11 protein-coding genes are annotated in these 12017 nt (G+C 49.9%); 8 read left to right on the top strand and 3 right to left on the bottom strand.

Going from position 1 to position 12017, the window contains the following annotated elements; all coding sequences use genetic code 11:
• Window positions 1–149 precede the first annotated feature (149 nt).
• Window positions 150–1316, bottom strand: a complete 1167-nt coding sequence (locus tag O1Q74_RS06115; RefSeq protein ID WP_271877103.1) for a nucleotide sugar dehydrogenase — start codon at window positions 1314–1316, stop codon at window positions 150–152.
• A 544-nt stretch (window positions 1317–1860) separates the two neighbouring features.
• Between O1Q74_RS06115 and O1Q74_RS06110 the strand changes: the two genes are divergently transcribed.
• From O1Q74_RS06110 to O1Q74_RS06095, 4 genes are all read left to right on the top strand, one after another.
• Window positions 1861–3408, top strand: coding sequence for a sensor domain-containing diguanylate cyclase (locus O1Q74_RS06110; protein ID WP_271877100.1), 1548 nt, complete (start codon window positions 1861–1863; stop codon window positions 3406–3408).
• Window positions 3409–3514: 106 nt separating this feature from the next.
• Window positions 3515–4378 (top strand): bifunctional methylenetetrahydrofolate dehydrogenase/methenyltetrahydrofolate cyclohydrolase FolD, encoded by an 864-nt coding sequence (gene folD, locus O1Q74_RS06105; protein WP_271877097.1) that lies wholly within the window; start codon window positions 3515–3517, stop codon window positions 4376–4378.
• Window positions 4379–4411: 33 nt separating this feature from the next.
• On the top strand, window positions 4412–4624 hold the full coding sequence (gene ybcJ / locus O1Q74_RS06100) for a ribosome-associated protein YbcJ (RefSeq protein ID WP_263057771.1): 213 nt from the start codon (window positions 4412–4414) through the stop codon (window positions 4622–4624).
• Window positions 4625–4754: 130 nt separating this feature from the next.
• Window positions 4755–6118 (top strand): IS3 family transposase gene (locus tag O1Q74_RS06095; RefSeq protein ID WP_271873361.1). Its coding sequence is split into 2 segments (ribosomal slippage): window positions 4755–5232 and window positions 5232–6118, totalling 1365 coding nucleotides; the frame shifts between segments, so codons are not numbered across the junction.
• A gap of 65 nt (window positions 6119–6183) precedes the next feature.
• On the opposite strand, the gene cysS is transcribed toward O1Q74_RS06095, so the two are convergent.
• Together cysS and O1Q74_RS06085 are read right to left on the bottom strand one after the other, a co-directional pair.
• Window positions 6184–7569 carry a cysteine--tRNA ligase gene (cysS, locus tag O1Q74_RS06090; RefSeq protein WP_271877094.1) on the bottom strand — a complete coding sequence of 462 codons (1386 nt, stop codon included), beginning with the start codon at window positions 7567–7569 and terminating at the stop codon, window positions 6184–6186.
• 349 nt (window positions 7570–7918) lie between these two features.
• A complete protein-coding gene (locus O1Q74_RS06085) occupies window positions 7919–8350 on the bottom strand; it encodes a DoxX family protein (protein WP_271877091.1) in 432 nt (143 codons plus the stop codon).
• Window positions 8351–8770: 420 nt separating this feature from the next.
• Here O1Q74_RS06085 and ppiB point away from each other — a divergent pair, with 420 nt between their 5' ends.
• The 4 genes from ppiB (at window position 8771) to purK (ending at window position 11753) form a co-directional block, all read left to right on the top strand.
• On the top strand, window positions 8771–9265 hold the full coding sequence (gene ppiB, locus O1Q74_RS06080) for a peptidylprolyl isomerase B (protein WP_180741836.1): 495 nt from the start codon (window positions 8771–8773) through the stop codon (window positions 9263–9265).
• Window positions 9266–9275: 10 nt separating this feature from the next.
• Complete coding sequence (gene lpxH / locus O1Q74_RS06075; protein ID WP_271877087.1) at window positions 9276–9998, top strand: UDP-2,3-diacylglucosamine diphosphatase; 723 nt, start codon at window positions 9276–9278, stop codon at window positions 9996–9998.
• A gap of 178 nt (window positions 9999–10176) precedes the next feature.
• Window positions 10177–10686, top strand: a complete 510-nt coding sequence (purE, locus tag O1Q74_RS06070; protein WP_271877085.1) for a 5-(carboxyamino)imidazole ribonucleotide mutase — start codon at window positions 10177–10179, stop codon at window positions 10684–10686.
• Window positions 10683–11753: a 5-(carboxyamino)imidazole ribonucleotide synthase gene (gene purK / locus O1Q74_RS06065; protein WP_271877082.1), complete on the top strand. Its 1071-nt coding sequence runs from the start codon at window positions 10683–10685 to the stop codon at window positions 11751–11753. Before purE ends, purK begins: the two co-directional genes overlap by 4 nt.
• Window positions 11754–12017: the final 264 nt, after the last annotated feature.

Here is a 12017-nt window from a genome sequence, read left to right as displayed (position 1 = left end):
TAAGCCAACCTTAATTTATTGCGACAACCATAAAACTACCGATAAACGATAAAACACGACAAGGCGGCACAAAGACATAATTAATTACAATGCCAAAATGAACTTTTAGCGAATAGCGAGATGTTGATTTATTGATTTACGAAAAGAAATCAATCTTCACCAAATAAGTCTCTGGTATAAACTTTCCCTATCACATCTTTTAATTCGTCGGCATAACGATTGGTAATAATAATGTCACACTGTTGTTTGAAACTATCGAGTTGGTGAATGACGGGAAAATCCAGAAAATCATCACCATCAATCCCTGGTTCATAAACCACGACATTGATTCCTTTCGCTTTTATCCTTTTCATAATGCCCTGAATGGAGGAAAAGCGAAAATTATCCGACCCCGCTTTCATGATAAGACGATGGACGCCGACCGTTTTCGGATGACGGCGGATAATCGTGTCGGCGATGAAGTCTTTCCGCGTATGGTTCGCGTCTACAATCGCCTTGATAAGATTATTCGGAACAGTGCGATAATTAGCCAAAAGCTGTCGGGTATCCTTCGGCAAACAGTAGCCACCGTAGCCAAAAGAAGGGTTGTTATAGTAGTTGCCAATACGCGGATCGAGGCACACGCCTTCAATAATCTGCCGGGTATTCAGCCCCAGCGATTCGGCATAGCTGTCCAGCTCGTTAAAGTAGGCGACGCGCATCGCCAGGAAGGTATTCGCAAACAGTTTTATCGCTTCAGCCTCTGTCGGGTCGGTAAACAGTACGCGAATATCTTTTTTTAATGCACATTCCATCAATAGGTTAGCGAAAAATCGGGCCCTTTCCGACCGTTCACCCACCACAATCCGCGACGGGTAAAGGTTGTCGTGCAGCGCCTTTCCTTCACGCAGAAACTCGGGGGAAAAAATGATGTTGTCCGTATCCAACTGCTGGCTGATTTTCTCGGTGAACCCCACAGGCACCGTCGATTTAATCACCATAATGGCCTGCGGATTAATCGCCAGCACATCGCGAATGACCGCCTCTACTGACGACGTGTTGAAATAGTTCGTCTGCGGATCGTAATCTGTTGGCGTCGCGATAATCACGAACTGCGCATCGACATACGCTTCATGTTTATCCAGCGTAGCGGAAAAATTCAGCGTTTCGTGTTGTAAAAAACGCTCAATCTCGGTGTCATTAATCGGCGATTTTCTTTGATTCAGCATCGCCACTTTCTCAGCCACAATATCTAACGCCACAACCTGATGCTGTTGTGCCAATAATAATCCATTCGATAAACCGACATATCCCGTTCCGCTAATCGCTATTTTCATGAAGGGCTCTTTATTTCATCACTGGCTGAAAACCATATTCCGCCGCAGTATCTTTCTTATTTTTCACTCTGAATAGCGGCGTTACATTTCAATTTATGTCTCTGTCTCACGATACCCCTCCACATTCACATAAAAACGTCACACCCATCAGCCAAACGTAAAAAACACAATAGCCTTATCATTAGCAATTCCAGTTAAACGCCAATTAAACATAGTGTATTTAATGCAAAATAAAAATTTCCTTACACCTTGTGACGATCTTTAATCATTAGCATAGAAACGAGCGTTCATGACATTATGTGACACAACGTCATTTATCTTAGAGGGTTTTCGTGAATAAACACGACAATACCGGTTTATTTTCGAGTTTTTATCAACGCAACATGGAGATAGTGTGTAGAGACGTTACTTTATTATCAAAGCGACTCATGATTCGATAAAACTCGCCAAAAAAGCATAAGCAATCCTCATCAATAACGGCGTAAATGGCAGAAACGTCTACACTTATCATCAGTCATCTCTCTGGCTAAGGATGGGAAGGACAATGAAGGTCAGCACGCGCGACAAGGCCAGCCACTATCAAATGCCGCTCCAAAAATTGATGATTGTTTTTATGCTATTCATCATCACCACTGTCGTGGCGCTGAACGGATGGGCAGTATTCAATTCTCACCAACAGCTTATCGATTCCACTGAGCGAAACGCCAAAAACCTGTCGTTGTCGCTGGCACGCCATGCCGAAGACACGTTTTTACAAGTCGATATCCTGTTACAGGACTTACAAGAGCGTATCGATAAAGATGGTTTATCATCTGCGCAAATCATTAGGCTAGGCGATATTTTAAAAAGCAGAAAAGCGACGCTGCCACAACTGCACGGCATCTTTATCTATGATGAGAAAGGTGAGTGGCTGGTCAATTCAGGGGTGACCAAACCAGCACAGGCGAACAACGCTGACAGAGAGTATTTCAAATATCACCAAAGCAACGTCGGCAAAGACATGCACATCGGCAGCGTGATCCAGAGCCGCTCCACGGGCGACTTGATCATTCCTGTCTCTATGCGTATCAACAAGCCCGACGGCAGCTTTAACGGCGTGTTGCTCGCCACCCTCTCGCTGAACTATTTCAAGCAGTATTACGGCTACTACGCCATGGGAAACATGGATGTGCTCGCCATTTTGCTTTCCGATGGTCGGATTCTGTACGGCCGCCCTTACGACGATTCATACGTCAACCGTAATGTGTCCAACGGCCCGCTGTTTTCAGAACATCTGAAACAGTCTGAAAGCGGAACAGCGACATTCGTCTCCACGCTCGATCACATCAAACGGATTTATGGCTATACCAAATTAAAGCGCTACCCCATCGTGATCGCCGCAGGCTACGACCTCAACTTAGTCCTCGAAAGATGGCGAACAGACAGTCTGATTTATGGCGCTATTACGCTCATCCTGCTGTTCACTATTACCCTGCTCGGCCTGATCGTTCTGAGACAGATTCGTATGAATCTGAAAAATCAGGTCGATTTAACCCTGGTGCGCGATGAACTCACGTCGGTTAACCATACCCTGCAAACGCTGGCGCTGTTCGATGGCCTGACGGGCTTAGCCAACCGCCGTCAGTTCGACATTTTCCTGCAACAAACCCTATTGCGGGCTGCGGAAATACGGCAGTGTATGGCGCTGATCATGATCGACATCGACGCCTTCAAGAAATATAACGACCATTATGGACACGTAGCTGGCGATGAATGCTTGCACAAGATTGGTAACATCCTGAACAGCATGCCGAGGTACAAAGAGGATTTGGTCGCCCGCTATGGCGGTGAGGAGTTCGCGATCATCATCACCGAGACGGATAAGCAAGGTGCCACCACGCTCGCTCAGCGTGCGCTGGATTTGGTACGAGCAGAAGAAATCCCTCATGAAATGACGCTGTTCCCGGAAAAAATCGTCACCATTAGCGCCGGTGTCTACGTGTTCTGTGCGGATAACCCACCGCCAACAGCGTCGTCCGTTATCGATATTGCCGATGCCGCACTGTATCGCGCCAAAAATGGCGGTAAAAACCGTATCGAGGTGAGTGAATAGCGAAAGCAATCTCAATAATATTGATGCAATACCTGACAGCACGCACAGCTTCTGACAGAATAGCGGCCATCTCCCCCCTATTTCAAACTGATGGGTCTCATCTCAGATGGCAGCAAAGATTATTGATGGTAAAACGATTGCGCAGCAGGTCAAAGACGAAGTTGCCGCACGAGTCACGCAGCGTTTAGCCGCAGGAAAACGCGCACCGGGTCTGGCTGTTGTGCTGGTCGGCGAAAATCCGGCATCACAGATTTATGTCGCCAGCAAACGTAAGGTGTGTGAAGAAGTCGGCTTTATCTCTCGCTCTTATGATTTGCCCATCACCACCACGGAACCCGAGCTGCTGGCGCTTATCGACCAGCTCAATGCCGACCAGACAATTGACGGTATTCTGGTTCAGCTTCCTTTACCGGAAGGCATTGATAACACCAAAGTGATCGAACGCATCGCGCCAAGTAAAGATGTTGATGGCTTCCATCCTTACAATGTGGGTCGGCTGTGCCAGCGTGCTCCGCTACTGCGCGCCTGTACGCCACGCGGCATCATCACCCTGCTGGAACGTTATAATATCGACACCTTCGGGCTGAATGCCGTGGTCGTCGGCGCATCTAATATTGTTGGCCGTCCGATGAGCCTGGAACTGCTGCTGGCAGGCTGCACTACGACCGTCACGCACCGTTTCACCAAAAATCTGCGTCACCATATTGAAAACGCCGATCTGCTGGTTGTCGCCGTGGGTAAACCGGGCTTCATCCCTGGCGAATGGATTAAACCGGGCGCGATTGTGCTGGACGTGGGTATCAACCGTCTGGAAAGTGGCAAAGTGGTCGGCGATGTGGAATTTGACACCGCGCAGGAAAGAGCGTCTTACATCAGCCCCGTACCGGGCGGCGTCGGCCCAATGACCGTTGCCACACTGATTCAAAACACGCTACAGGCGTGTGAAGAGTATCATGACCACGCCGAGTAACGCCGTGGGTAGAACACCGATAAGCAGGAATTTATGACAACGTTTCATCTTGAAAAACATCCGCACGTTGAACTGTGCGATCTCTTGAAATTGCTGGGCTGGAGTGAAAGCGGCGCAGCAGCCAAACTGTCTATCGCCGCTGGCGACGTGACCGTTGACGGCCAGACGGAAACGCGTAAGCGTTGCAAAATCGTCACGGGTCAAACCGTTCAGTTCGATGGTCAAACGGTAAAAATTGCCGACTAACGCTAAGACATCGATCATTTAAGACATCGATCATTGAAGATATCGACGATGGTGAAAAAAAGCCCGCAATGTAGACGTTTGGACTGCACCCCAAAAGTTGGACACCCAACTGAGTAAGGTGCAGTTTTTTATGGCAAAGCCAAAATATTCCCTCGAAACCAGATTAGCTGTAGTTAATCACTACCTCGCCGGAAAAGATGGAACACATCGTACAGCTGAACGCTTTGGTGTTGAGAGAACATCAGTGCGACGCTGGGTAAGAGCCTGGCAACTCCATGGTATTGATGGCATTACCTGGAAAAATGACCGCCATTCTCCGGCGTTCCGGATGACTGTTGTCCAGACTGTTCTCAATGAAGAACTTTCGATGCGTGAAGCTGCCGCACGGTTTAATATCTCAACTGAAACCGTTGTCCGGCACTGGGTGAATGTATACAAAGACGCAGGTGAGAAAGGACTTCTGAGCATAAAACCAGGCCGGAGCAAGGACATGACAAAACCCAAAAAAACACCTCCACTTACCGATGCTGCACTGGAAAAGTTATCTCCCGAAGAACTGCGGGCTGAACTTCGTTACCTGCGCGCAGAGAATGCCTATCTAAAAAAGCTGAAGGCCTTAGTTCAAAGCGAGAAAAGCGGCAGAAAGCCGGAATAATCAGTGAGCTAAGGCTGGAGTATGCGCTCGGTGATCTTCTGCGTGCAGCGGGTATGTCCCGTAGTACGTGGTATCACAATATGAATGCGCTGAAGCGAGTGGACAGGCATGCCGGGCTGAAAGATAAAATCAGAGAGATTTACCACTATCACAAAGGGCGTTATGGCTACCGCAGGATCACACTCTCACTGAGAAAACAGGGGTTGTTGGTAAACCATAAAACTGTGCAGAGACTGATGGCGGAGCTGTCACTCCGCTCTCTGATAAGGGTGAAGAAATATCGTGCCTGGAAAGGGGAAATGGGCAAGGCTGCGCCCAATATCCTGAGCCGGAACTTCAGTGCATCGAAAGCCAACGAAAAATGGGTCACGGATGTTACAGAGTTCTCGGTGCAGGGTAAAAAGCTGTACCTGTCGCCGGTTCTCGATCTGTTTAACCGGGAGATTATCTCCTACAGCCTGTCGGAAAGGCCGGTGATGGAGATGGTTAATACGATGCTGCACGATGCGTTCTCAGCGCTCGGACCGGAGGATACACCGCTGCTGCACACGGATCAGGGCTGGCAATACCGAATGGCAGGCTATCAGGCAAAGTTAAAGGCACAGGGTATGACGCAAAGCATGTCACGCAAGGGAAACTGCCTGGATAACGCGGTGATGGAGAACTTCTTCGGCACACTGAAATCGGAGTGTTTTTACCTGAACAGGTTCAGCGATCTGAATGAACTGAGGAAGGCGATAGAGGACTATATCCATTACTATAACAACGAGCGGATCAGCCTGAAATTAAAAGGCCTGAGTCCGGTAGAATACCGAACCCGGGCCCTGATAGCCGCTTAACATGAACTGTCCAACTTTATGGGGTCAGTCCAGTTGCGGGCTTTTTATTGACAGAAAGATCGGCGTTACTTACGGCGCCAGATGGTTCCTTGCGGGCCGTCTTCCAGCACGATCCCCATTTCATTCAGTCGATCGCGTGCCTGATCTGCCAGCGCCCAGTCTTTCGCCGCGCGTGCATCTTTACGCTGCTGGATTAACGCTTCGATTTCTTTCACTTCATCATTATCCACCTGCGCGCCGTTTTGCAGGAACTGCTCAGGATCCTGTTCCAGCAGACCAAGCACGCCAGACAGTTTACGCAGTGCCGACGCCAGCTGATTCGCCGCCTGCACGTCTTCCGCTTTCAGGCGGTTAACTTCACGCGCCATATCAAACAGCACTGAGTAGGCTTCCGGCGTGTTGAAATCGTCGTCCATCGCTTCGCGGAAACGGGCTTCAAACTCGTCACCACCGTGCGCCGTAACGCTAGCATCCGTCCCACGCAGCGCCGTATACAGACGTTCTAACGCCGCACGCGCCTGTTTCAGGTTGTCTTCGCTGTAGTTCAACTGGCTACGATAATGGCCTGACATCAGGAAGTAACGCACCGTTTCCGGGTCGTAATACGCCAGCACATCACGAACGGTGAAGAAATTGTTGAGCGACTTTGACATCTTCTCGCGGTCAACCATCACCATGCCGGAGTGCATCCAGTAATTCACATACGAACCGTCGTGTGCACAGCTGGACTGCGCGATCTCGTTTTCATGGTGCGGGAACATCAAATCGGAACCGCCGCCGTGGATATCAAAATGCGTGCCCAACTGTTTGCAGTTCATGGCAGAACATTCGATATGCCAGCCAGGGCGCCCCTCTCCCCACGGAGAAGACCAGTGCGGTTCACCCGGCTTGGACATTTTCCACAGTACGAAGTCCATCGGGTTACGCTTCACTTCGGTAATTTCAACGCGCGCGCCAGCCTGCAATTGCTCCAGATCCTGACGAGACAGCACACCATAGCCCGGCGCGGTATCAACGGAGAACATCACATCGCCATTACTCGCAACATAAGCGTGGCGACGGGCAATCAGCGTTTCTACCATTTCGATGATATCGGCAATATGGTGCGTCGCACGCGGCTCGGCATCCGGGCGCAGAATATTCAACGCATCAAAATCGGCGTGCATCTCTGCAATCATACGGGTCGTCAGTTGGTCGCTGGTTTCCCCGTTTTCGGCGGCACGTTTGATAATTTTGTCGTCAATATCGGTGACATTACGCACATATTTCAGTGAATATCCCAGATACCGCAAATACCGCGCCACCACATCAAACGCCACGAAAGTACGCCCGTGACCGATATGACACAGGTCATAAACGGTGATGCCACACACATACATTCCCACCTGACCGGCGTGGATGGGTTTAAATTCCTCTTTTTGGCGACTCAGCGTATTAAAAATCTTTAGCATCAGGGCGTTCCAGTGTTTTTATAAAAATGGTTTTCACAAAAAAATGGTTTTCAAAGAAATGGTTTGCACAACCGCACAACGTTCAAAAGGCATCGTGTTAAAAAACATAGCACTCAAAAACGTAGCATACACACGATAGGTCAATCACAGCCGCCGTTAGCGACAGTAACATCAATGCATTCAGGGTTGATACCCAACGGCGTATTGAAACCTGAACCCTACTGTATTGCAAGGTTAATAAGAAGAGGGAATCGGCGAGAAAGGATAAAAATGAAATGACCCGGAAAATCCGGGCCATTTCGCACCATTAGCGGCGACTGACAAAAAAGAATCCGCCGGCAGAAAACCATTAACGCCAGCGCGGATTCGACATCACAGAGTATTTACCGCTGCCGAGCAGGGCAATGGCGATGCCCGCAAAGAAGAACACCGCGGTGCCTTCAACACCCCAGGCACCGGTTTTTGCCAGCGTGACGAAACCATCTGGGTGAACCAGCAACGTCGCCACTACCATCGTGAAGGAGAAGATCAGCGCAGAAGGACGTGTAAGAATCCCGAGAATCATCAGAATCGGGGTGATGACTTCTCCGACATAGACGCCGTAACCAATAAAAGCAGGGAGCCCCGCCGAGGTCAGCATACCTTCAATAGCACCGATTCCACCGTGTACCTTATGCCAGCCATGAAACAGCATCAACACGCTGAAAGATACGCGCAAAAACAGTTTGCCAAAGTCCGGCTTGTCTAATAAACGGTTAACACCATCCAGAATACCCAGCATAGTTCACCTATCTCTTTAGAGTTATGTAGGAAGAATAAGAATTACTCTCAGATTAATCTGAGCCACAAAAAAAGAATACGTTGATTACGCAAAATATTGATCTGGGGCAACAAAAATCTCATTCAAATTAATTAACTTTCACTTGAAATTTTGATCAATTTATTTGTTTTTAAAAGTCCCTGTTGCCTGATTAACACCTTATTGCGCAATATTCTTCAGCACACATATTATTTGACACCTACCAAAATCAGAGTAGTAAACCTTTTTATACGATTTTCTCATCCATCCAACCACCAACAGTGGTGCGGTAAGCGCGAAGTACTGACTCAATCGACCAGTTATGCTATAACAGCGCTCTTGCTGTTCACCGCCTTTTGTGAGCAGCACTCTTATCACTAAGGCTATCTAGGGTTCATTATTATGATTACGCTTCATACCAATCACGGCGATATCGTTATTAATACGTTTGCAGACAAGGCGCCGGTTACCGTAGAAAACTTCCTGAACTACTGCCGCAGCGGTTTTTATGACAACACGATCTTCCACCGTGTGATTAATGGTTTCATGATCCAGGGCGGCGGCTTCGCTCCCGGTATGGATCAAAAAGAAACCAACGCGACAATCAAAAATGAAGCCAATAACGGCCTGAAAAACGCGCGTGGCACGCTGGCAATGGCTCGTACCAACGATCCACACTCTGCCACTGCCCAGTTCTTTATCAACGTTGTTGATAACGACTTCCTGAACTTCCGTTCAGAGCGCGCTGATGGCTGGGGCTACTGCGTTTTCGCTGAAGTTACCGAAGGTATGGACGTCGTTGATAAAATCAAAGGCGTGGCGACTGGCCGCAGCGGCATGCATCAGGACGTACCGAAAGAAGACGTGGTGATTACCCACGTAACGGTCAGCGAATAATCTGACTGGCATGGCAACGCTGTTCATTGCCGATCTGCATTTAAGTCTTCATGAACCGGCGATTACCGCCGGTTTTCTGCGTTTTTTACGCCATGATGCGATTCATGCCGATGCGCTTTACATTCTTGGCGATTTGTTCGATGCCTGGATCGGCGACGACGATCCCCAGCCGCTGCATGCGACCATTGCTGCGGAACTCTATGCCTTACATCAGCGCGGTATTCCCTGCTATTTCGTACACGGTAACCGTGATTTCCTGATCGGTAAGCGTTTTGCCAGACAAAGCGGAATGACGCTGCTACCAACGGAAACCGTGCTCGACCTCTACGGCCAGAAGATCCTTATTCTGCATGGTGATACGCTGTGTACCGACGATCATCACTACCAACAATTCCGTCACCGGGTCCATAACCCGTTTATTCAGCGACTCTTCCTGCTATTGCCTTTATCATTACGCATGAAAATCTCGGCGAAAATGCGTGCGACCAGCCAGCAGGAAAACCAGAAAAAATCGCAGCAGATTATGGATGTCAATCACGACGCCGTGCTTGAACGCCTACGGTATTATCAGGTGAAGACGATGATCCACGGCCACACACACCGCCCCGCCATTCATCAGGTCGATCTCGGTGAATCTTCTGGTCGGCGTGCCGTTCTGGGTGCCTGGCATGAAGAAGGGTCGATGATTAAGGTCACACCACAAAATATCGAACTGATTTCCTTCCCATTTTAATGCGTTTCCTGACATTGACTTAACGGCCTCTCACCTCATTCCCCCAGCATTTCCGCATACGCAACCGTTTTCCTCGCCATAATGGCGTGATATGCTCTACGCCCTCAACGCCAGACCCTCCCTGTCTGGCCGACGCGAACGCGTCACGAACACGTACAATCACAGGAGCGTTACAGGCATGTCATCCAACGTTGCCCCGGCTAAAATTGCCATCGTCATGGGTTCAAAGAGTGACTGGGCCACCATGCAGTTTGCTGCGGAAATCCTCACCACGCTGAACATTCCTTTTCATACCGAAGTCGTTTCCGCACACCGGACGCCGGATAAGCTGTTCAGCTTTGCAGAACAAGCGGCACAGAACGGTTTTGATGTGATTATCGCTGGCGCAGGCGGCGCAGCACACCTGCCGGGTATGCTGGCAGCGAAAACGCTGGTTCCCGTGCTTGGCGTACCGGTACAAAGCTCAACGCTGAGCGGTGTAGACAGCCTGTATTCTATCGTCCAAATGCCTCGCGGTATTCCGGTCGGCACGTTGGCCATTGGCAAAGCGGGCGCAGCGAATGCGGCTCTGCTGGCCGCACAAATTCTCGCCCTGCACGATCGTGGCATCGCCACCCGACTGACCGACTGGCGTCAGGCGCAAACCGATGATGTGCTCTCTCATCCCGATCCGCGGGAGGAGGCATGAAACCGGTCTGCGTATTAGGCAATGGTCAGTTGGGCAGAATGCTACGTCAGGCTGGCGAACCGTTAGGGATCGCCGTTTATCCCGTGGGGCTGGATGCTGAGCCGGAATCGGTGCCGTTTCATAACAGTGTGATTACCGCCGAGATTGAGCGCTGGCCGGAAACCGCCCTCACTCGTGAGTTGGCCGAACACACGGCGTTTGCGAACCGTGATATTTTCCCGCGTCTGGCCGATCGCCTGACGCAAAAACAACTGCTGGATTCGCTGAATCTGGCAACCGCACCCTGGCAATTGCTGGCCTGTGCCGATGAATGGCCACACGTCTTCGCCTCATTAGGTGAATTGGCTATCGTTAAACGCCGCGTTGGTGGTTACGACGGTCGCGGACAGTGGCGCTTGCGCGACGGCGAGCAACAGACGCTGCCCGCTGACTGCTACGGCGAATGCATCGTTGAGCAAGGCATTAATTTTTCAGGCGAAGTCTCGCTGGTTGGCGCGCGCAATACGCACGGTAAATGTGTGTTCTATCCGCTCACCCATAACCTGCATCAGGATGGCATTCTGCGTACCAGCGTCGCTTTCCCTCAGCCCAACCCGCAGTTGCAAGCACAGGCCGAGCAGATGTTGTCCGCGATTATGAATGCGCTGGGCTATGTGGGCGTGATGGCAATGGAATGCTTTATCGTCGGCAACCGTCTGCTCATTAACGAGCTGGCTCCACGCGTACACAATAGCGGACACTGGACGCAAAATGGTGCATCGATCAGCCAGTTTGAACTGCACCTGCGCGCCATTCTCGACCTGCCGCTGCCGGAACCGGTCGTCGAAACGCCTTCGGTGATGGTCAACCTGATTGGCACCGACGTGAATATCGACTGGCTGACGCTGCCGCTGGTACATCTGCACTGGTATGAGAAAGCCGTTCGCCCTGGTCGCAAAGTGGGGCATCTCAACCTATCATCGTCGAACGCCGCACAGTTAAGACACTCGCTGCAATCGCTGGCACCTCTCTTACCCGAGGAGTACCACAGCGGTCTGGAGTGGGCAGAAGAAAAACTCATCGCCTGACAGCTCGGTAACTGTTATCCGGCAGGTTACCGCCTGTCGGATAACCGCCTCGTGTGTTAATCGTCCACGGTGAATAACAACGCGATTCGATGCGTGCGCAGGAAGCACGCTCGCGATACCGCACCGTAAAAAAAGAGAAAAACCATCATTGCGCGTGACATCAGAAAAATTGCGTTTATTATTTTAGCTACCCTTTATTTTATTTATTGTTCATTTTTTATCATTCAGCAATGAAATAAAGTATCAATAACGAGCCGTTAAAAA

Source organism: Pectobacterium sp. A5351 (assembly GCF_028335745.1).
Taxonomy (GTDB): Bacteria; Pseudomonadota; Gammaproteobacteria; order Enterobacterales; family Enterobacteriaceae; genus Pectobacterium.
This window is presented reverse-complemented; position numbering and strand designations above follow the sequence as displayed.

Coding starts and splice junctions, on each gene's coding strand:
- O1Q74_RS06115 (WP_271877103.1), bottom strand. CDS start 1,316: ATGAAAATAGCGATTAGCGGAACGGGATATGTCGGTTTATCGAATGGA.
- O1Q74_RS06110 (WP_271877100.1), top strand. CDS start 1,861: ATGAAGGTCAGCACGCGCGACAAGGCCAGCCACTATCAAATGCCGCTC.
- cysS (WP_271877094.1), bottom strand. CDS start 7,569: ATGCTAAAGATTTTTAATACGCTGAGTCGCCAAAAAGAGGAATTTAAA.
- purE (WP_271877085.1), top strand. CDS start 10,177: ATGTCATCCAACGTTGCCCCGGCTAAAATTGCCATCGTCATGGGTTCA.
- purK (WP_271877082.1), top strand. CDS start 10,683: ATGAAACCGGTCTGCGTATTAGGCAATGGTCAGTTGGGCAGAATGCTA.
- O1Q74_RS06085 (WP_271877091.1), bottom strand. CDS start 8,350: ATGCTGGGTATTCTGGATGGTGTTAACCGTTTATTAGACAAGCCGGAC.
- ppiB (WP_180741836.1), top strand. CDS start 8,771: ATGATTACGCTTCATACCAATCACGGCGATATCGTTATTAATACGTTT.
- ybcJ (WP_263057771.1), top strand. CDS start 4,412: ATGACAACGTTTCATCTTGAAAAACATCCGCACGTTGAACTGTGCGAT.
- folD (WP_271877097.1), top strand. CDS start 3,515: ATGGCAGCAAAGATTATTGATGGTAAAACGATTGCGCAGCAGGTCAAA.
- lpxH (WP_271877087.1), top strand. CDS start 9,276: ATGGCAACGCTGTTCATTGCCGATCTGCATTTAAGTCTTCATGAACCG.